The sequence below is a fragment of the Okibacterium sp. HSC-33S16 genome, from assembly GCF_024171565.1.
Classification (GTDB): Bacteria; Actinomycetota; Actinomycetes; order Actinomycetales; family Microbacteriaceae; genus Mycetocola_A.
Map to the genome: position 1 here is coordinate 121,992 of NZ_JALJZZ010000001.1, position 20,415 is coordinate 142,406.

Here is a 20,415-nt window from a genome sequence, read left to right on the forward strand (position 1 = left end):
ATTCTCGGAAAGTGCAAACGCCCTCTGATCCCGCCGCCGTCGACCTCAGTTCACCCGCAGTTGCGGTTCCGCCACCCGCCCAGTTGAGCCGCTCCGGTCTCATCTACGCGGTCACCGCGTATGTCATGTGGGGCATCCTGCCGCTGTATTTCTTGCTGTTGGCGCCAACCGGCCCGTTTGAGCTCGTTGCCTCGCGGGTGTTGTTCTCGCTTGTTTTCTGCGCGCTTCTCTTGAGCGTCACCCGAAAATGGAGTCCATTCCTCGCACTGGCCCGAAATCCCCGCGTATCGCTCACCATGGGGCTCGCCGGACTGCTGATCTTCGTGAACTGGCAGACCTACGTGTGGGGAGTGCTCAACGGACAGGTCATCGAGACGTCCCTCGGGTATTTCATCAACCCCATCGTCACCGTCTTCCTTGGCGTCTTCTTCCTTCGCGAGCGGCTGCGGGTTGTGCAGTGGATCTCGGTCGGGCTGAGTATCGTTGCTGTCCTCGTGCTCGCCATCGGATCCCACGGGGTGCCATGGATCGCCCTGATTCTCGCGTTCTCGTTCGGACTGTATGGCTTTATCAAGAAGCGCGTCGGATCCACCGTCGATGCGGTGTCCGGCCTCACACTGGAAACGGCATGGTTGACCCCGATCGCGATCGTGCAACTCATCGTCGTCGGCATGACGACGGGCCTGACGATTGGGCAAGTCAGTCCGCTGCACACGGCGCTCCTGATCGGCACGGGCGTTGTCACCGCTGTTCCGTTGCTGTTCTTCGCCTCAGCGTCCCGACGGCTGCCGCTCATTTACATGGGCTTCATTCAGTTCTTCGCCCCCGTCATTCAGTTCCTCGTTGGCGTGTTTGTGCAGCATGAAGCCATGCCCCTCGAGCGATGGATCGGCTTCATGCTGGTGTGGCTGGCGCTGGTTGTGCTGACCACGGATACGGTAATTGCCGCGCGGCGTTCGGCAATTCGACGCAATAAAGCTGCATTCGAGAGGAAATGACCGCAAAATTGCCCAGTGAACTGTAACGATTGCGTCGCCGTTACACGGATGTAACCCCGATGTATTGTTCGGTGACGATTGCTCGAATATGTTGGCACCACGACAGTATCTAGCGCTGTCTTTGGATACACGACACAGCATAGGAGCAACATGGGCGTTTTCACCCGGGCTACGGCCTCCCGCTCACGCACCCGCACGATCACCTTGAGTGGCCTTGCAATCCTCGGAGCCAGTGCACTGGTTCTCACCGGTTGCAGCAGTTCAGGTGGCGGCGAGGGTGACACCAGCAACAAACCGGCAGGCGACCTTTCCCTGAAAATTGGAACGCTTCTGCCACAGACCGGTCAGCTCGCATTCCTCGGACCCCCCGAAGAAGCAGGCGTCGGACTCGCAGTCAAGGAAGTCAATGACGCTGACCTTGGCATCGATATCGACGTTTCGTACGGTGACTCAGGAGACCCCGACAACAAGGCGTTTGCAACCACCATCCCGAAGCTGCTTGGCGAAAACGTTTCGGCGATCATCGGGGCCGCATCCAGTGGTGTGACCAAGCTCGTCATTGACGAGGTCACCGGCGCAGGCGTGATTCAGTTCTCGCCGGCAAACACCTCGGCCGACTTCACGACGTGGGACGACAACGGACTGTTCTGGCGAACAGCACCCAGCGACGTTCTTCAGGGCGAGGTCCTCGGAAACCTCATCGCTGAAGATGGTAATGAGACCCTCGGCATCCTGTACCTCAACGACTCCTACGGAACCGGCCTCGCCGGCTTCACCAAGGAAGCATTCGAGGCAACGGGCGGCAGTGTCGTTGGCGAAGAGTCATACAACGCTGGCGACACGTCATTCGACGCGCAGATCAGCTCGCTGAAGGCGCAAAACCCCGACGCGATCGCCCTGATCGCTTTCGAGGAGACGAAGACGATCGTTCCGGCTCTGTCCGGCTTCCCGTCCGACAAGCTGTACTTCGTGGACGGCAACCTGGCTGACTACTCGGCAGACTTCCCCGCGGGCACCCTCACCGGCGCCAAGGGAACCTTGCCCGGCCTGGACACGGCAGATCTCGGTGACTTCACTGACCGTCTGCAGGAGTTCTGGCAGGGCGAGGGCAACGAGGAGCTCAAGGACTACAGCTACGCGGCTGAGTCCTACGACGCTGTGATTCTGATCGCTCTGGCGTCGCTTGCGGCCAACTCAACCGAAGGCGCCGACATCGCGGAGAAGCTCCAGGAAGTTTCTGGCGGCTCGGGCGATGGCGAGAAGTGCACCACGTTCAAGGAATGTGCTGACCTGATCATCGACGGCAAGACGGCTGACTACGACGGAAACTCCGGACCGGTGACGTTCGACGAGAACGGCGACCCAACCGAAGCAACCATTGGAATCTTCCAGTACAAGGAAGACAACAAGTACGAGCGCATCGCGAACTAGTTCACAACGCGCACACGCCGCAGGGCCACGGGAAACCGTGGCCCTGCGGTCGTTAAGCCACTGTGTTCTCGTCGGGTTCTTCGAGGATGATCAGCGACAGGTAGTCGCGGAGGCACGCGGCCATATCGATACCCTCCGGATCAAGCAACCACTGGGTTTGAATCCCGTCCCACAGGGCGATGAGGCTTGCGGCCGCTCGTGCGGGATCGACCCCCGGACGAAGCCGCCCTTTCTCGGCTAAGCGAGTGAAGTCGGCGAAATACGTCGCACGTAGTGTGTCGAAGCGTTCACAGAAGTAAGCCCGGCCGGGATGATCGTCGGTGAGCGACTCCGCACAGAGCACGGCATACAGCTCAATGACGCCGGGTATTTTCTCGTTGAAGCGCGCCTGGCGAAGGATCGATTCGCTGAAGGTCTCGGTGGGATCGGGTGGGGTCTGGCCGTCACCGGTGATGGAATCTCGCCAGTTCAAGACTGCGAGCAGAAGCTCCCGTTTTGAGGGAAAGTAATGCAACAGGCTCGTCTGGCTCATGCCGACGCGGTCGGCAACATCCTGGAGCGAGCCGCCGACGTAGCCTTGGGCGGCAAAGACGGTGTGCGCAGCCTCCACGATGGCCTGCCGCCGATCAGCTGACTTTGCGTATGGGCCTCGTTTACCTCGAGTGGACTCCGCTTTTGTCATCATTGCCGAAGCGTACCTCGCAGTCCGGAGATTTTTCGTTAAAATCGAGTGCTCACTCGAACTTTGTGTTAGCGTCATGACACCCGTTTACGGGGGTGTGGCCGGTTCGGTCGCACTCATTGACCATCCACGACGAAGTGAATGCACATGACACCAATCTCTCGACGCCAATTGCTCGGAGCGGGACTCAGTTCAGCAGCCATCGCCATGCTCACGGGCTGCGCCACACCGGGAACCACATCGGTCAACTCCCAACCCGTGATCGCCGGTGCGGCCGGCGGGGAAAAGATCACACTCACATATTGGGCATGGCTCAAAGACCTGCAGAAGGTCGCGGACGTGTGGAACGCCTCGCACCCGAACGTGCAGGTCGAAGCCGTCTGGATACCCGGTGGGAATGACGGCGGATATCAGCAGCTTTACGCGGCCCTTGCAGCCGGCGGAGGCCCAGACATCGGTCAGGTGGAACTTCGCTCCATCCCGGAGTTCATGCTCGTCAACGGTCTCGTCGACCTGTCGCGATACGGCGCAGACGAGTACGCGCACCTCTACGACCAGACCCTCTGGAGCCAGGTGAGTTACGTGGATGGGGTGTACGGCATCCCGCAGGACTCCGGCCCGATGGCGCTGTTCTATCAGCCCGAAGTGTTCGACCGAGTGGGCGGTGCACCGCCCGGAACATGGGACGACTGGTTGGGGCTCGCGCGCGAGCTGCGCGGTGCCGACGCGTATATCGACTGTTTCCCGCTCGCCGATGCATCGTTCTTCGCTGCGCTCGCCACCCAGGCTGGAGCGAGCTGGCTCCGCGCCGACGACGACGGCTGGGTGATCAACATGACCGACGAAGCAACGCTGCAAGTGGCCCGATTCTTCGACGGAGCCATCGACGAAGACCTCGTCGAGACCGGTTATGCCGCGTACTCTCCGGCATGGTTTGCGGCTGCCGCGAAGGGCCAGATCGCCTCCGTCGTCACCGCGAGCTGGGGTGACGCGCTGATCGAAGGCGTCAGCAACGGCTCGGGTAAGTGGGAAGTGGCACCGATGCCGACCTGGGGCGATTCCGGATTCGGGTCGAGCTACCTGGGCGGTTCGACGGCCGCCGTCTTCGCCAACAGCGCCCACCCAAAGGAAGCGCTCGAATTTGCTGTCTGGATGACGACGTCGCAGGAGGGCATCGACGCGATGATCGAGAACAGCGGCATCGGCTGGTCGCCGTCCCCCGAGACAATCGGCTCAAAGCGTCAACAGCCATCCGAATTCTTCAGCGGCCAGAACTACAACGAGGACATCTTCGTTCCGGCCACCGAACAGCAAAACACCGAATGGTCGTGGTGGCCAACCACCCAGCAGTCCTTCAACATCCTCAGCGACGGATTCCGGCGTAAGGCCTCGGGCACCTCCCTCGTCGATTCGCTGGCGACCTCCGAGAAGCTCGTCATGAAGTCCTTTGAGAATAAGGGCCTCAGTATCCGCAAGGAGGAGTCATGACGTCAACGACGACACGTCCTACCGGCCAGCGTCCCGCCGTCAAGCGAGGCGCGAGGGTGGCCGCAACCACTCGAGCGCCCTGGATGCTCCTCGCGCCGTTCCTGGCGCTCTTTGTCCTGACCTTCCTTCTCCCGATCGTTGTGGCGATCGGGTCGAGCTTCACCAAGGTGACCCGTCGGGGTCTTTTCGGTGAAGAGGGAGTAACCAGCGAGTTCGCGTGGTTCAGCAATTACGCTCAGGCGCTCGCCGACGGCAACTTCATCGCATCTATTGGTCGAATGCTTCTGTTCGGTGTTGTCCAGGTCCCCGTGATGATCGCGCTCTGTACGGTCCTGGCCCTGATGCTCGAGTCGGCATCCGCAAAGTGGCCCGGCTTCTTCCGCGCCGCCTATTTCCTTCCATACGGGGTTCCCGGTGTGATTGCGACAATCCTGTGGTCGTTCCTCTACGTTCCTGGGCTCTCGCCGCTGTTCGACATCGCCGGGCTCTTCGGTGTTACCCCCGACTTCCTTGGCGCGGACACCGTGCTCTGGTCCATCGCCAATATCGTGCTGTGGAGCTACACCGGCTACAACATGCTCATCATCGTGGCGCAACTGAAAGCCATCCCCGTCGAGCTGTATGAAGCCGCCAAGGTGGACGGAGCATCGACGCTGAGAGTTGCGACGAGTATCCAGTTGCCGCTCATCCGGCCCGCCCTGCTCTTGACGACCGTTTTCTCGATCATCGGTACCCTGCAACTCTTCGCGGAAGCGCAAGTGCTGCAGACCGTGGCGCCAGCGATCGATAGCCAGTACACGCCCAACCTCAGCGCGTACACGACAGCCTTCGCTTACAACGACTACAACGTCGCGGCCGCTCAAGCGGTCCTGATCGCCATTGTCGCATTTGTCCTTTCCTTCGCGTTCCTGAAGCTGACGAACAGGAAATCATCATGACCACTTCACCGACAGTTTCAGACGACCGGGTTGCTCCCGACTCCGTGTTAACTCGTCCTCCGGCCCCAGCGAAAACTCGACAATCCCGATCACCGCGGGCGTCGACGATCATCGTCACTGGCATTCTCACCGTTGTTGCGCTGTACTTCCTCATCCCTGTCTATTGGGTCGTTGTTGCAGCGACAAAGTCGACCGAAGACCTTTTTTCCACCTACGGATTCTGGTTCGCACCGACGATCTCGCTTTGGGAGAACCTCGGTCAGGTGCTCAGCTACGACGGTGGCATCTTCGTCCGCTGGTTTGCCAACTCGGTGCTCTATGCGGGCGTCGGTGCCCTGCTCGCAACCTATTTCGCGGCGGCGGGCGGCTACGCGCTCGCCAAGTACGAGTTCAAGGGCCGCAACCTTGTCTTCGGAACGATCCTCGGTGGCGTTCTCGTCCCCGGCACAGCGACGGCTCTGCCGTTGTTCCTGCTGTTCAGCCAAATGGGAATCGCCAATACCTACTGGAGCGTGTTGTTGCCGTCACTGGTGTCGCCGTTCGGTTTGTTCCTCTGCCGAATCTACGCGCAAGCGACGGTCGATTCGTCGCTCGTCGAGGCCGCACGAATCGACGGTGCCGGCGAGATCCGGATCTTCCATACCATCGGCCTGAAGATCCTCACGCCGGCGCTCGTTACGGTTTTCCTGTTCCAACTCGTCGGCATCTGGAACAACTACTTTTTGCCGCTCGTGATGCTCTCTGACTCCGACCTGTATCCGATCACCCTCGGCCTCAACAACTGGTTGAGCCAGGTCGATCGGCTTCCGGAGTTCTACGAACTCACCACGGGAGGAGTTCTGTTGTCGATCATCCCGCTCGGCATCGCCATGATCGTCCTGCAGCGCTTCTGGCGCGGCGGGCTTACCGAAGGATCAGTCAAGTCGTGACACGCAGCTCCACGTCGAACTCATTCACCGTCACCTCGAAAGGACCGGGAGCCGGTCGGCGAACACCGGCTCGGTCCTGGCTCCACTCGGACGCTCCCTCCCTCTCCCTCAACGGCCCGTGGCGATTCCGGTTACTGCCGGGAACCCCGGGAATGCCCGGTGCGGCCGGGGTGCTGCCGGAGGGGGAGTCGGAATCTGCCGTTGCCACCGAGGACTTCGACGACTCGGCGTGGGACACCCTGGCGGTGCCGTCGCACTGGGTGCTGCAGGGTGACGGCAAGTATGGGTTGCCGATCTACACAAACGTGCAGTATCCGTTTCCGGTCGAACCGCCGTTCGTGCCGGACGACAACCCCACCGGGGACTATCGGCGGACCTTCGAGCTCGATGAGAGCTGGGACGAGGCGGCAGCCGTGCTGCTGCGGTTCGACGGTGTCGAGTCGCATTACCGGGTCTGGGTGAACGGGGTTGAGATCGGAGCGGGTGTCGGTTCGCGGCTGGCTCAGGAATTCGACGTCACCGGCGTCGTCCGGCCAGGTTCGAACCTCATCGTCGTGCGCGTGTCACAGTGGTCAGCCGCGAGTTACCTCGAAGACCAGGACCAGTGGTGGCTGCCCGGGATCTTCCGGGACGTCACCCTGCAGGCCAGACCGGTCGGCGGGATCGACGACGTGTGGCTCCGCACCTCGTATGCCGGGGACGCATCGAGCGATGGAACCGGCGTTGTGACGCCGGAAATCACGGCTCCGGGCGACGCTTACCCGGTCACGCTCCGGATACCCGGGTTGGATGTGGACGTGACGTGGCAGACGGCGGACGCCGTGGCATCCGTTTCGATAGGAAATGTGAAGCCGTGGTCGGCAGAACGGCCGACGCTCTACAACGCCACCGTGTCGAGTGCCACCGAGACGATATCCCTGCGGCTCGGCTTTCGCACCGTCGAAATCATCGGCGACCAGTTTCTCGTCAACGGACGCCGACTGGTGTTTCACGGAATGAACCGGCATGAGACCCATCCCGACCGCGGCCGGGTCTTCGACGAGGAGTTCGCCCGCGACGACCTGCTCATGATGAAGCGGTTCAATGTGAACGCGATTCGGACCAGCCATTACCCGCCGCACCCGCGCCTGCTCGACCTCGCCGATGAGCTCGGGTTCTGGGTGGTGCTTGAGTGTGACCTCGAGACGCACGGCTTCGAGGCGCACGGCTGGGTAGACAACCCGAGTGATGACCCGAGTTGGCGTGAGGCGTACCTCGACCGGATGGAGCGCACGGTTGAACGTGACAAGAACCACCCGTCGATTGTGATGTGGTCGCTCGGCAACGAGTCAGAAACCGGGCAGAACCTTGCCGCGATGGCCGCGTGGACTCACGCGCGGGACGCCAGCCGCCCGGTGCACTACGAGGGCGACTACACGGGCGAGTACAGCGACGTGTATTCGCGGATGTACTCGTCGGTTCCGGAGACGGAGACCATCGGACGCGACGATGCCACGAACCTGCTGCTCGGCTGCTCGGCCACGGAGTCTGCCCGTCAGCGCTCGAAGCCGTTCGTGCTCTGCGAGTACGTGCACGCCATGGGCAACGGCCCGGGTGCCATCGACCAGTACGAGGACCTCGTCGACCGCTACCCGAGGTTGCACGGCGGTTTCGTTTGGGAGTGGCGTGACCACGGTATCCGCACGCGCACACCCGACGGCACCGAGTACTTCGGGTACGGCGGTGACTTCGGCGAGGTCGTGCACGACGGCAACTTCGTGATGGACGGCATGGTGCTCTCCGATTCCACCCCGACGCCAGGGCTCTTCGAATACGCGCAGGTCGTCGCACCGATTCGCCTGCACGTCGTGCTGAACGCGGACGATCAGCCGGTCGCCGTCATCTCCAATCTGAGACACACAGCGGATGTCACGGACGTCGCGTTCCGCTGGACGGTGGAGCACGACGGCACGGCCGTCGCAGCGGGCGAGCTCGATGTGGCCGGGGCAACCGGGGCGGCGCTCGCCGCGGGGGAGACCGTCACCGTCGCGCTGGGTTCGGTCGAGCTCGGTGACGGCGAGACCTGGCTCACCCTCGAGGCGGTGCAGCGCGACGCCACCGAGTGGGCGGACGCCGGGCACCGCATCTCCGCAGCGCAACTCGACCTCACGCCGCGGACACCGGCGGCGATCGGTCCCCGGCCGGTGGCGACCGTGTCACCGGACGCGAACGGTTTCGATGTCGGGCACATTCCGGCCACGCTGAGCCTGGGGCCGGCGGTATTCGAGCACGGGCGACTGACCCAACTCGCCGGTCTTCCTGTATCCGGTCCGCGCCTCGAGCTGTGGCGCGCACCGACCGATAACGACGAGGGGGAGGGGCGTGGCTCCTATGACCTCGCCGACCCGACACGTCACAACGGAAACGGCGTGCCGGCCCCCTCATCTGCCGCGATGTGGCGCGCGGCCGGTCTGGATCGGTTGACCGGACGGGTCGAGCAGGTGATCGCGGCGGCTGATGGCATCCGTTTACGAAAGCGGTATGCGGCTGCCGAACAGAAGCACTCCGTCGTTGTGGACGAAGACTGGCGTCTGGTCGACGGGGAGCTCACCCTTCGGGCCGAGATCGTGCCGAGCGCCGGCTGGAACATTATTCTGCCGCGCATCGGGTTGCGCTTTGACCTGCCCCCTGAGGTGAATGCGGCGTCGTGGTTCGGCACAGGGCCGCACGAGTCGTATCCCGATTCCACGCACGCAGCGCTCGTCGGGAGATTCTCGGCGACGCTCGATGACCTCACCGTTCGGTATGCGATGCCGCAGGAAAGCGGGCATCGACGCAACCTGCGCTCGCTGCGGCTGGCACGCAACGGAACCGACTGGCTCGGTATCGACGCGGTGCCGGATTCCCGTGGGCGACGGATCGGATTCACGCTGAGTCCGCACACCGCGCAGCAGGTGGGCACCGCCAAGCACCGGTATGAGCTGCCGGAACCTGATCGCACCTATCTCTACCTCGATGCTGCCCAACACGGCGTTGGATCGCGGGCGTGCGGTCCTGATGTCTGGCCGGACTTCGCGTTGCGGCCCGAGGCTCGCACGATCACCGTGCGGTTCACGGCCGTCGACTAGGTGGTAGACGCGAAACGCCCTGTCACGGAGACAGGGCGTTTCGTGGTTGCGGGGCGTGCGCGGGTTAGTCGTCCTGCCCCAGCGTGCCCAGATAGAGGCCGATCACCTTGTCGTCGTTCAGCAGTTCGCGACCGGTGCCGGTGTATGCGTCTGTGCCTTGGTCGAGCACGTAGCCACGGTCACAGATCTGCAGGCACCGGCGGGCGTTCTGCTCGACCATGATGGTGGTTACTCCAGCCTTGTTGATGTCGGACACCCGGATGAACGCGTCGTCCTGCCGCACGGGGGAGAGGCCAGCACTCGGCTCGTCGAGCAGGAGAACGGCCGGATCCATCATGAGGGCTCGCGACATCGCCACCATCTGGCGTTCACCACCGGAGAGCGAGCCTGCGCGCTGCTTGAGGCGCTTGCCGAGTTCGGCGAAGATACCCGTGACAAACTCGAGGCGCTCCGCGTAGATCTTCGGCTTCTGGAAGAGGCCCATCTGCAGGTTTTCTTCGATGGTGAGGCTCTGGAACACGTTGTTCGTCTGCGGAACGAAGCCGACTCCGCGCGCGACCAGCTTGTCGGCCTTGAGTCCCGTGATGTCGTCGCCGTTCAGCCGGATCGCGCCCTCGCGAACTTTCACCTGCCCAAAGATGGCTTTGAGCAGCGTCGACTTGCCGGCACCGTTAGGGCCGATGATGCCAATGAGCTCACCCTTGGCTGCCGTGAGGTTGGCGCGGTTGAGAATGTTGACGCCGGGAAGGTATCCCGCGGTTACATTTTCGACCTGGACGACGACCTCGGGAGCAATTGTTGCGGTCACTTGGAGTCCTCGTCCTTCTCTGGCGCTACGACTGGCGGCTGTTCGATCTCGTGCTCAACTCCGGTCTCCGCGTCGATTTCCTCAAGCAGGTCCTCAACTTCCGAGGTAATCTCCCCGGCGATCCGCCCGGTCACGACACCAAGGTCGACGTCCTGGTGCGAACCGAGGTAGGCGTCGATCACCGCAGGGTTTTGCATGACGTCCTCAGGGGGTCCTTCAGCGACAACACGACCTTCAGCCATGACGACAACCCAGTCGGCGATGTGCCGCACCATTTGCATGTCGTGCTCAACGAACAGCACGCTCATTCCCTGAACCTTGAGGTCGAGGATGTGCTCGAGCAGCGACTGGGTCAGCGCCGGGTTGACTCCAGCCATCGGCTCATCAAGCATGACCAGTTTGGGCTGGCTCATCAGGGCCCTGGCCATCTCGAGCAGCTTGCGCTGTCCACCCGAGAGGCTCGCCGCGAAGTCGTCCTTCTTGGTGTCGAGCTTGAAGCGCGCGAGGATGTCGAGCGCCCGCTCCTCGATCTCTTCCTCTTGCTTGTTCCACAGCGGCTTGATGAGGCTGGCGAAGATTCCCTCGCCTTTCTGCTTCTGTGATCCGAGCTTCATGTTCTCGAGGACGGTGAGCAGGCCGAGCGCCTTGGTCAGCTGGAAGGTGCGAACCTGGCCCATCCGAGCGACCTTGAACGCGGGAACCCCGTTGAGCTGCTTTCCGTCGAACACCCACGTGCCGGTGTCGGGCTTGTCGAAACCGGTGAGCAGATTGAACAGCGTGGTCTTACCGGCACCGTTGGGTCCGATGAGCGCCGTGATGGCGTTCCGCGGAATCTCCAGGTGTTCGACGTCGACGGCCTTGAGGCCGCCGAACTGACGGGTCACGTTGTCGGCGATGATGATCGGGTCGACCTTGGCCACGCCGGGGGCGGCGTCTCCAATGTGCAGCCCGGTGGATTTGACCGGCTTGAGCGGTGCAGCGTTGCTACTTGACAAAGGTCAGCTCCTTCTTGTTTCCGAGGATGCCCTGTGGCCTGAATATCACGATGAGCATCAGGGCGAGTCCAACGAGGATGTAGCGGAGCGTCGCAGCCTGCGTCGTCGACATAAACGGGAGGAAACCGCTCGAGGCTAGAGCCGGAAGCACGTTCGACAGGAAGCCCATGATCACCCAGAAGATCACAGCGCCGAGCAGCGGTCCGAAGACCGTCGCGGCACCTCCGAGCAACAGGATCGTCCAGATGAAGAAGGTCAGGCTCGTGACGTACACGCTGGGCACAACTGCTGACGGCAGTGCGAACACGACGCCACCCAGCGCGCCGAAGACACCACCGACCATGAGTGCCTGCATCTTGTAGGCGAACACGTTCTTGCCGAGGGCGCGCACAGCATCTTCGTCTTCACGAATGCCCTTGAGTACGCGGCCCCACGGGCTGCGCATGAGCAACCAGACGAGCAGTGCGGCGACCGCCAGCAGACAGATGCCGAAGATCCGCACCCACCAGCCGTTTTCGTTGTAGGTCCACGGCCCGAACCCGTATGTTCCCTCGGGGAACGGGTTCGCGGCACGGAATCCGGCGTGGTAGTTGCCGAGTCCGTCTGCGGAATTGGTTACGGAGTCGAATACCTGCGTCGTAAAGAGCAGTCGAACGATCTCAGCGGCTGCGATCGTCGTGATCGCCAGGTAGTCCGCGCGCAAACGTAGCGTCGGAATACCCAGAATCAAAGCGAAGACAACGGATGCCAGGCAGCCAACAATAATTCCGGCCCACCAGGGCAAACCGAACGTCAAGATCGAAATTGCATATCCGTATGCGCCCAATGCCATGAAGGCGGCCATACCGAAGTTGAGCAGTCCGCCGTATCCAAAGTGGACGGCGAGGCCAAGGGCGGCCAGTGCGTAGGCGATCGTCTCAGGGCTAATCAGCCAGGAGGCGGTGTTTGAAAGAATTGATCCCCAGTCCATGGCGTCCTCCTATCCAATTCTCTCTTTGCGGCCCAGGAGTCCCTGGGGTTTCACGAGCAGGACGGCGATGAGCACGACCAGCGCACCGACGTACTTGATATCCGACGGGATCCACAGCGTCGACACCTCAACGAGGAGACCGACGATGATGGCGCCGATGAGTGCACCGAACGCTGTTCCGAGGCCACCGAGCACGATGGCGCCGAAGACCAGGAGGAGGATCTGCGTTCCCATGTCCCACTTGATACCGGGGCGGAAATACGCCCAGAGGATTCCGGCGAGACCGGCGAGTGCGGCAGCCAGGATCCAGACGATTCGGATGACTCGGTCGACGTCGATACCACTCGCTGCGGCCAGTGACGGGTTGTCCGAGATCGCTCGGGTCGCCTTGCCGGTTCGGGTGCGGAGGAGCCACCACGCAACGGCGAGGAGCACAACGACTGAGACGGCCATGCTCACCATGTCGGTCACCGAGAGAGCCACAGTGCCGAACAGAGTGATGCGCGCTTCACCGGCACCGGGCAGCTGATACGTGCCGCCGCCAATGAAGTAGAGAAAAATGTACCGGATGAGGAGTGACAGACCGATCGACACGATCATCACCTGAACAATTCCGATGCCTTTCCTTCGCAGCGGTCTCCATAAGGCGGTATCGAGTGTGAAGCCAAAGAGCGCGCTCATGATGACAGCCGCGACGAGAGCACCCCAGAGCGGCCAGTGCAGAACGTTGGCGAAGACGTACGCCATGACAGCCCCGAACGTCACCATTTCACCGTGGGCGAAGTTAGACAGGCCGGTCGTGCCGAAGACGAGCGAGGCGCCGACCGCTGCAAGGGCCAAAAGCAGCCCAAAGTTGAGACCGTTGACGAGACGTTCAGCGAGTTGGTCCCAGAAACTGGTCGTGACGCGTACGCCCTCACCGAGGAAGTAATTCACGATCTTCGAGCTGGTGAGTTTGATCTCCGCCTCAACGCTGGCGGAGCCTTCGGCGACGATCACCCCTTTGGGCAGCGTCTCCTCGTCCAACGTCACCGTGTAGGTGCCTTTCTCTGGAACGCCAATTTTCCACTTGCCGTCTGCAGCTGTGTCGACCTCTGCCTCGTACCCGTTGCCGTCGACCGAAATCGTCACGCCCTCGAGTGGCTCACTGTCGTACTTCACGTTGCCCGCAAAGTAGAAGTCGTACTCCGTTCCAACCTCATCGGCTCGAGCCGAGGTCGCCGACACCGATTGCAGTACGAGTGCTGCAAACAGGAATCCGAGGAATAACAGAAGGGTGCGCTTGTGGCGCGGGGCATGGGCTGAATGAGTGAGACTCACTGCACCTCCAGAACGGGACCGCCAGGTCCCTCGAGTGAAGAGACCGCCAGGTCTCTTGTGGTTCTTCGCCGAACGGCTCTGTTTGACGATACGACCCGATTATGACCTACATGTTTCGTACATGGGTATTCCTCACATCAATGTCGGACGACCCGGGCATAATCGTTACCTTTTCCCGGTTAGCATTAACTACCGGTGCGATGTCCCCTTTTACGTGGCATCCGTTAGCTACCAACACCGGAAACTCGCGCTTCTGTGAAGGGATGCAATGGAAACCTCAAACCCATTTGGCTTCGTCGGACTTACCTATGATGATGTCCTGCTTCTTCCGGGACATACCGACGTCATTCCAAGTGAGGCGGAAACCTCCTCGCGCCTGACCAAGCGCATCAGCGTCGCGACTCCGTTGCTCTCCAGTGCCATGGACACAGTGACCGAATCGCGGATGGCTGTCGCCATGGCGCGTCAGGGTGGCATTGGAATCCTGCACCGCAACCTGTCGATCGGTGACCAGGCTGAGCAGGTTGACCTCGTCAAGCGCAGTGAGTCAGGCATGATCACCAACCCGGTCACGACAACGGCGAACGCGACGGTCGCCGAAGTGGACGCCCTGTGCCGCAACTTCCGGGTCTCCGGTCTTCCCGTCATCGACTCCGACGGTGTTCTCGTCGGCATCATCACGAACCGTGACATGCGCTTCGTCGCTCCTCAGGAGAAGGCCACCACCCCGGTCAGCGCCGTCATGACCCGCTCCCCGCTCATCACCGCTCCGGTCGGCATTACGCCCGAGGACGCAATCGGCATCCTGGCCGAGCACCGCATCGAGAAGCTTCCGCTGGTTGACGCCGCAGGCAAGCTCAAGGGCCTCATTACGGTCAAGGACTTCGATAAGCGCGAAAAGTACCCCTCCGCGACCAAGGACGACTCGGGCAGGCTCCGGGTTGGAGCGGCCATCGGCTTCTTCGGTGACGCCTGGCAGCGTGCGGGTGCTCTCCTCGACGCCGGAGTTGACGTGCTCGTTGTCGACACGGCCAACGGAGACTCCGCCGGAGTCCTGGACATCGTCCGCAAGCTCAAGTCTGACAAGGCTTTCGCTGGCGTCGATGTGATCGGCGGCAACGTCGCTACCCGTGACGGAGCCAAGGCCATCGCCGAGGCCGGAGCCGATGCCGTTAAGGTCGGCGTCGGACCGGGCTCCATCTGCACAACACGCGTTGTCGCCGGTGTCGGTGTTCCTCAGGTCACCGCTGTGTACGAAGCGTCACTCGCCGCTCGGGAGTACGACGTCCCGGTCATCGCCGACGGTGGTCTGCAGTACTCGGGCGACATCGCCAAGGCCCTGGTTGCCGGCGCCGACACGGTCATGCTCGGTTCGCTCCTCGCCGGGTGCGACGAGAGCCCGGGAGAGCTCGTCTTCGTCAACGGCAAGCAGTTCAAGATGTACCGCGGCATGGGCTCGCTGGGCGCGCTTCAGACCCGCGGCGAGAAGACCTCGTACTCCAAGGACCGGTACTTCCAGTCCGACGTGCCAAGCGACGACAAGCTCATCCCGGAGGGCATCGAAGGGCAGGTTCCTTACCGTGGCCCGCTGTCCTCCGTGGCCTACCAGCTCATCGGTGGTCTCCGTCAGTCGATGTTCTACGTCGGAGCACGCACCATCGACGAGCTCAAGGCCAAGGGCAAGTTCGTCCGTATTACCCCGGCAGGTCTCAAGGAGTCTCACCCGCACGACGTTCAGATCGTCGTCGAGGCCCCGAACTACAGCCGCTAAGCCTGGCTTTCACAAACCCGCACGAGCGCACACTCGTGCGGGTTTGTGCGTATCTGGCCACTTCGCCCCCGGCACTACAGGGCCGCGAAGCTGCAAACGGTAGGGTGGAGGAGTGAGTATGGAAACTGAGATCGGCGCTTCCAAGCGCGCACGCCGGGCATATGCCTTCGATGACATCGCCGTGGTCCCGTCCCGGCGGACGAGGGACCCCGAAGACGTCTCGGTCACCTGGTCGATTGACGCCTACTCCTTCGACATTCCGATCCTCGCCGCACCCATGGACTCGGTCGTCTCCCCGGCGACCGCCATCATGATGGGTAAGCTCGGCGGTGTTGGTGTGCTTGACCTTGAAGGGTTGTGGACGCGCTATGAAAACCCGGAGCCGTTGCTGGCTGAGATCCGCAGTCTTCACGCCGACACCGCCACCGCGCGTATGCAGGAAATCTATTCCGAGCCGATCAAGCCGGAACTGGTCACGGCTCGGCTCGCTGAGATCCGCGCCGCTGGCGTAACCGTCGCTGGTGCACTCTCGCCGCAGCGAACGCAAGAGCTGCACGAAACCGTTGTCGCCGCTGGCGTCGACCTCTTCGTGATCCGCGGAACAACAGTTTCCGCCGAGCACGTTTCCAAGAACCAGGAACCGCTCAACCTCAAAGAGTTCATCTACGAGCTCGACGTGCCCGTAATCGTTGGCGGCGCTGCAACCTACACGGCCGCACTCCACCTCATGCGTACCGGAGCGGCCGGTGTTCTTGTCGGCTTTGGCGGTGGAGCGGCATCAACCACCCGGGCGACGCTCGGAATCCACGCGCCCATGGCGACGGCTGTTGCTGACATCGCCGGTGCTCGCCGCGACTACATGGACGAGTCCGGTGGGCGCTACGTGCACGTCATCGCAGACGGTGGACTTGGTACCGCGGGAGACATCGTCAAGGCAATCGCCTGTGGGGCGGATGCCGTCATGCTCGGCACGACATTGGCTCGCGCCACCGACGCGCCCGGTGGTGGCTTCCACTGGGGTACCGAGGCATACCACTCGCAGCTTCCCCGAGGGAAGCGCGTCGAAGTCGGCCAGATCGGAACGCTCGAGGAGGTTCTCTACGGACCGGCCACAGTTGCGGACGGGAAGGCCAACCTCGTCGGTGCGCTCCGACGCTCGATGGCGACCACTGGGTACTCCGACCTCAAGGAGTTCCAGCGGGTCGAGGTTGTCCTCGCTCCGTATCGAACCTACTGAGGCATCTCTCTACTTCAGGATCCTCCGAACAACGTTGGTGTGCGCAAGATCGATGAGTTCTTCGCCGCGTCCCGACAGAACCGTTCGGATCGCATACAGCGTGAAGCCGCTTGCCTGCTCCACAGTGATCGTCGGTGGGAGTGAAAGCTCCTGCCTGGCGGTAACCACATCAATGAGAGCTGGGCCATCGTGCCCGAACGCTGCACGTAGTGCCTCGGGCAGGTCATCGGGACGTTCAACGCGCTGACCGTGAATGCCCATCGCCGTTGCGACGTCGGCGAAGTTGGGGTTCGTGAGATCAGTTCCGTAGTTCACCAACCCCGCCGCCTTCATCTCGAGCTCCACGAAGTTGAGCGACGAGTTGTTGAACAGCACGATCTTCACGGGCAGACGATTTTGCGTCAGGGTGATCAGTTCGCCGAGAAGCATCGTGAGTCCGCCGTCTCCAGCGAGAGCGACCACCTGTCGCCCCGGGTGTGAGGCCTGCGCGCCGATCGCCTGGGAGACGGAATTGGCCATGGTTCCGTGCGTGAACGACCCAATCATCCGACGCTTGCCGTTCATGGTGAGGTACCGGCACGCCCACACGACAGGCGACCCGACATCCGGAATAAAGACAGCGTCGTCCGTGGCAAGTTCATCAACGAGCCGGGCGAGATACTGCGGGTGGATCGGCGCCCGGTTTCGGTCATTCGTCGCGAGCTCGTCGAGCCCCTTGCGTGCCTTTCGGTAGTGCTTGAGCGATGACTCGAGATGATCGCGGTCCTTCTTCCGTTCGATCAGTGACAACAGGGCTTGGCTGGTGTCGCGCACGGTGCCGACGAGCCCGAGATCGAGCGGGGTGCGACGTCCCAACTGCTCGCCTCGAAGGTCAACCTGAATCTTCACCGCCTGCTCGGGGAAGAACTGCTGGTACGGGAAGTCGGTCCCCAGCATGAGCAGTGCATCACAATTTTCCATGGCGCGGTATCCGGAGCTAAAGCCCAGCAGACCGGTCATGCCCACGTCGAATGGGTTGTCGTATTCAATGTGTTCTTTGCCGCGGAGCGCGTGAACGATGGGAGCGCCTAAGGCGTCAGCGAGGGCGATAACGTCCGCGTGAGCGCCAGCAACACCGGCCCCAGCCAGGATGGTCACCTTCTCTGCCGAATTGAGTAGACGGGCAGCCTCGGCAAGTCCCTCAGCGCTCGGCAGGACGGAACTCTCGGTCGGGAAAATGGACGCAACTCGCGTGCTCTCCGCCCTGGCCTGAAGGACATCGCCTGGAATCACCAGAACGGCGACGCCTTTCTTCTCGACCGCGGTTCGCATCGCGATCTCAAGGAGGCGGGGCATCTGTTCAGGAGAGCTGACGAGTTCGCAGTAAACACTGCACTCGCGGAAAAGTTCCTGGGGATGGGTCTCCTGGAAGTAGCCGCTGCCAATCTCTCCGCTGGGAATGTGGGCAGCAATGGCGAGGACAGGAACCCGGGATCGCTGGGCGTCGTACAGGCCGTTGATAAAATGCAGGTTGCCGGGGCCGCAGCTCGCTGCACAGACCGAGAGCTGTCCGGTGAGGCCTGCCTCGGCAGATGCGGCTAGTGCGGCCGCTTCCTCGTGGCGAACGTGAACCCATTCCGGCTTCCCGTCACCGCGAAGCGCTTCAGTGAACCCATTGAGCGAGTCGCCCGGGATGCCGTAGACCCGTTTCACCCCGCTCGCCTGAAGAGTGTCGACGATGTTCGCTGCAATTGTTGCCATTCGTGTCCCTCGCTTCCCTCGTGGCGCGTCCGTTCCAGCGCGCGTCTCCGAGTCCAGCACACCCGGTTCGCGAAGTTAAGGGGGTGGCGCGCACACATCAAACCGTGTGTGCAACCCGTTGTCAGGGCACAACGTGTGCATTAGCTTCGAAGGAAGAGGTGTGGCGTAGCCTGTCGGTGCCACCCACCACGAAGGGTCTGGTGACCGCGACAGGCTCGGTCGCTGGAGGAGACAACAATGGCCAATTCGAACACCGTTTCACATTCGACCAAGCTCGGACCCGAAGAACGTGCCGCTGCCATCGAGGCTCTGAAGACCAAGGAACTTGACGTCCTCGTTGTCGGCGGCGGTATCGTCGGCGCTGGTGCGGCGCTCGACGCGGTCACCCGGGGGCTCTCCACCGGAATTCTCGAGGCTCGTGACTGGTCGAGCGGAACATCGAGCCGTTCCTCTAAGCTCGTTCACGGTGGAATTCGTTACCTTGAGCAACTCGACTTCCGCCTGGTCCGCGAAGCGTTGATCGAACGTGGACTGCTGCTCCAGCGCATTGCACCTCACCTTGTGAAGCCGGTCCGGTTCCTTTACCCACTGAACCGCCCGCTCTTTGAGCGCCTGTACATCGGTGCAGGCATGCTCCTCTACGACATCTTCAGCTACACGGGTGGACGCCCTCCCGGTGTTCCCCACCACCGCCATTTGCTCAAGCGCCAGGTTCAGCGGGCCATTCCGTCGCTGCGCAACAACGCCTTTGTGGGCGGGATCACCTACTACGACGCTCAGGTCGACGATGCCCGGTACACGTCGACGGTCGTACGGACGGCCTCCTCGTACGGCACACACGCGGCCAGCCGGGTGAGGGTCGAAGGGTTCCTCAAGGTCGGGCAGCGCGTTGTCGGCGTCAAGGCACACGACCTTCAGACCGGTGAGCGGTTCGAGGTGAGGGCAAAGCAGGTGGTCAACGCGACCGGTGTGTGGACCGACGACACCCAGGCAATGGTCGGCGAGCGTGGCCAATTCAAGGTGCGTGCCTCAAAGGGCATCCACCTCCTCGTGCCACGTGACCGGTTCCAGTCGACAATGGGACTACTCCTTCGCACGGAGAAGAGCGTGCTCTTCGTCATTCCGTGGGGTCGGCACTGGATCATTGGGACGACGGACACCGACTGGAACCTTGACAAGGCTCACCCGGCAGCTACTGCGGCGGACATCGACTACCTGCTTGAGCACGTCAACAAGATCCTGGCCGTGCCGCTCACCCGGGATGACGTTGAAGGCGTCTACGCGGGACTTCGCCCCCTGCTCGCCGGAGAGAGCGACCAGACCTCGAAGCTGTCGCGCGAGCACCTCGTCGCGCACTCGGTGCCGGGGCTCGTCGTCATCGCCGGCGGTAAGTGGACCACCTACCGCGTGATGGCGAAAGACGCTATCGACGCAGCCGCCGATGCCCTCGACGGGAAAGTGCCTCCGTCGGCGACTGAGAACATCGCGCTCATCGGTGCCGAGGGTTACCAGGCGGCGTGGAATAAGCGTGCGAAGATCGCGCGGGCATTCGGGATGCACACGGTGCGAATTGAGCACCTGCTCAACCGGTATGGTGTGCTCACCGACGAGTTGCTCGATCTCATCCGTGAACGGCCCGAACTCGGCGAAGCTCTGCCCGGCGCCGATGACTATATCGGCGCTGAAGTGGTCTACGCGGCAACGCATGAGGGTGCTCTGCACCTCGAGGACGTCCTCGCCCGGCGTACTCGAATCTCGATCGAAGCGTGGGACCGCGGCGTCTCGGCTGCTCCCGTCGCCGCGAGACTGATGGCCGAAGTGCTGGGCTGGGACGACGAGCGCACCGAACGCGAGGTGGCGGTGTACCTCAAGCGGGTCGCTGCAGAGCGCGCCTCGCAGGAGCAACCTGACGACGAATCAGCAGATCGGATTCGTCTCGAAGCTCCGGAAATCGTTACTCCGTAGCGCGCACCCGCGTTCACGCTGGCCCCGATGCCCGAA

The 20,415-nt window shown here is 62.2% G+C and carries 15 protein-coding genes; 9 read left to right on the forward strand and 6 right to left on the reverse strand.

The features are described 5' to 3' along the window. Positions 1 to 11: 11 nt before the first annotated feature. Positions 12 to 998 (forward strand): EamA family transporter RarD, encoded by a 987-nt coding sequence (gene rarD / locus L1277_RS00615; protein ID WP_374110138.1) that lies wholly within the window; start codon positions 12 to 14, stop codon positions 996 to 998. 150 nt (positions 999 to 1,148) lie between these two features. Further along, the gene (locus L1277_RS00620; protein ID WP_253374427.1) at positions 1,149 to 2,429 is read left to right on the forward strand and encodes an ABC transporter substrate-binding protein; all 1,281 of its coding nucleotides are present in this window, start codon (positions 1,149 to 1,151) and stop codon (positions 2,427 to 2,429) included. A gap of 52 nt (positions 2,430 to 2,481) precedes the next feature. On the opposite strand, the gene L1277_RS00625 is transcribed toward L1277_RS00620, so the two are convergent. Beyond that, the gene (locus L1277_RS00625) at positions 2,482 to 3,114 is read right to left on the reverse strand and encodes a TetR/AcrR family transcriptional regulator (RefSeq protein ID WP_253374428.1); all 633 of its coding nucleotides are present in this window, start codon (positions 3,112 to 3,114) and stop codon (positions 2,482 to 2,484) included. Positions 3,115 to 3,258: 144 nt separating this feature from the next. On the opposite strand from L1277_RS00625, the gene L1277_RS00630 reads away from it, so the two are divergent. Genes L1277_RS00630 through L1277_RS00645 form a run of 4 tightly spaced genes read left to right on the forward strand, consistent with a single transcriptional unit; the run spans position 3,259 to position 9,573 of the window. Next, a complete protein-coding gene (locus tag L1277_RS00630) occupies positions 3,259 to 4,599 on the forward strand; it encodes an ABC transporter substrate-binding protein (RefSeq protein ID WP_253374429.1) in 1,341 nt (446 codons plus the stop codon). Further along, complete coding sequence (locus tag L1277_RS00635) at positions 4,596 to 5,537, forward strand: carbohydrate ABC transporter permease (RefSeq protein ID WP_253374430.1); 942 nt, start codon at positions 4,596 to 4,598, stop codon at positions 5,535 to 5,537. The genes L1277_RS00630 and L1277_RS00635 overlap by 4 nt, the downstream gene beginning before the upstream one ends. Then, a complete protein-coding gene (locus L1277_RS00640) occupies positions 5,534 to 6,466 on the forward strand; it encodes a carbohydrate ABC transporter permease (protein ID WP_253374431.1) in 933 nt (310 codons plus the stop codon). Before L1277_RS00635 ends, L1277_RS00640 begins: the two co-directional genes overlap by 4 nt. Then, the gene (locus L1277_RS00645; RefSeq protein WP_253374432.1) at positions 6,463 to 9,573 is read left to right on the forward strand and encodes a glycoside hydrolase family 2 TIM barrel-domain containing protein; all 3,111 of its coding nucleotides are present in this window, start codon (positions 6,463 to 6,465) and stop codon (positions 9,571 to 9,573) included. Before L1277_RS00640 ends, L1277_RS00645 begins: the two co-directional genes overlap by 4 nt. 64 nt (positions 9,574 to 9,637) lie before the next feature. Here L1277_RS00645 and L1277_RS00650 read toward each other — a convergent pair whose 3' ends face one another. The 4 genes from L1277_RS00650 to L1277_RS00665 are packed head-to-tail and all read right to left on the reverse strand — an operon-like array spanning position 9,638 to position 13,666. Then, positions 9,638 to 10,381: an ABC transporter ATP-binding protein gene (locus tag L1277_RS00650; protein WP_253374433.1), complete on the reverse strand. Its 744-nt coding sequence runs from the start codon at positions 10,379 to 10,381 to the stop codon at positions 9,638 to 9,640. Beyond that, the gene (locus tag L1277_RS00655; protein WP_374110139.1) at positions 10,378 to 11,376 is read right to left on the reverse strand and encodes an ABC transporter ATP-binding protein; all 999 of its coding nucleotides are present in this window, start codon (positions 11,374 to 11,376) and stop codon (positions 10,378 to 10,380) included. Before L1277_RS00655 ends, L1277_RS00650 begins: the two co-directional genes overlap by 4 nt. Continuing rightward, positions 11,366 to 12,346 carry a branched-chain amino acid ABC transporter permease gene (locus L1277_RS00660; protein ID WP_253374434.1) on the reverse strand — a complete coding sequence of 327 codons (981 nt, stop codon included), beginning with the start codon at positions 12,344 to 12,346 and terminating at the stop codon, positions 11,366 to 11,368. The genes L1277_RS00655 and L1277_RS00660 overlap by 11 nt, the downstream gene beginning before the upstream one ends. 9 nt (positions 12,347 to 12,355) lie before the next feature. Beyond that, positions 12,356 to 13,666: a branched-chain amino acid ABC transporter permease gene (locus L1277_RS00665; protein ID WP_374110140.1), complete on the reverse strand. Its 1,311-nt coding sequence runs from the start codon at positions 13,664 to 13,666 to the stop codon at positions 12,356 to 12,358. A 268-nt stretch (positions 13,667 to 13,934) separates the two neighbouring features. Between L1277_RS00665 and guaB the strand changes: the two genes are divergently transcribed. Continuing rightward, complete coding sequence (guaB, locus tag L1277_RS00670) at positions 13,935 to 15,437, forward strand: IMP dehydrogenase (RefSeq protein ID WP_253374435.1); 1,503 nt, start codon at positions 13,935 to 13,937, stop codon at positions 15,435 to 15,437. A 118-nt stretch (positions 15,438 to 15,555) separates the two neighbouring features. Next, a complete protein-coding gene (locus L1277_RS00675; protein ID WP_253374436.1) occupies positions 15,556 to 16,674 on the forward strand; it encodes a GuaB3 family IMP dehydrogenase-related protein in 1,119 nt (372 codons plus the stop codon). Positions 16,675 to 16,683: 9 nt separating this feature from the next. On the opposite strand, the gene poxB is transcribed toward L1277_RS00675, so the two are convergent. Continuing rightward, entirely contained in the window at positions 16,684 to 18,414 is a 1,731-nt protein-coding gene (gene poxB, locus L1277_RS00680) for a ubiquinone-dependent pyruvate dehydrogenase (RefSeq protein WP_253374437.1), read from the reverse strand. Between the two features lie 237 nt (positions 18,415 to 18,651). Between poxB and L1277_RS00685 the strand changes: the two genes are divergently transcribed. Next, the gene (locus L1277_RS00685; RefSeq protein WP_253374438.1) at positions 18,652 to 20,379 is read left to right on the forward strand and encodes a glycerol-3-phosphate dehydrogenase/oxidase; all 1,728 of its coding nucleotides are present in this window, start codon (positions 18,652 to 18,654) and stop codon (positions 20,377 to 20,379) included. Positions 20,380 to 20,415 lie beyond the last annotated feature (36 nt).

Coding starts and splice junctions, on each gene's coding strand:
- L1277_RS00620 (WP_253374427.1), top strand. CDS start 1,149: ATGGGCGTTTTCACCCGGGCTACGGCCTCCCGCTCACGCACCCGCACG.
- L1277_RS00625 (WP_253374428.1), bottom strand. CDS start 3,114: ATGATGACAAAAGCGGAGTCCACTCGAGGTAAACGAGGCCCATACGCA.
- L1277_RS00630 (WP_253374429.1), top strand. CDS start 3,259: ATGACACCAATCTCTCGACGCCAATTGCTCGGAGCGGGACTCAGTTCA.
- L1277_RS00635 (WP_253374430.1), top strand. CDS start 4,596: ATGACGTCAACGACGACACGTCCTACCGGCCAGCGTCCCGCCGTCAAG.
- L1277_RS00640 (WP_253374431.1), top strand. CDS start 5,534: ATGACCACTTCACCGACAGTTTCAGACGACCGGGTTGCTCCCGACTCC.
- L1277_RS00660 (WP_253374434.1), bottom strand. CDS start 12,346: ATGGACTGGGGATCAATTCTTTCAAACACCGCCTCCTGGCTGATTAGC.
- guaB (WP_253374435.1), top strand. CDS start 13,935: ATGGAAACCTCAAACCCATTTGGCTTCGTCGGACTTACCTATGATGAT.
- L1277_RS00675 (WP_253374436.1), top strand. CDS start 15,556: ATGGAAACTGAGATCGGCGCTTCCAAGCGCGCACGCCGGGCATATGCC.
- poxB (WP_253374437.1), bottom strand. CDS start 18,414: ATGGCAACAATTGCAGCGAACATCGTCGACACTCTTCAGGCGAGCGGG.
- L1277_RS00685 (WP_253374438.1), top strand. CDS start 18,652: ATGGCCAATTCGAACACCGTTTCACATTCGACCAAGCTCGGACCCGAA.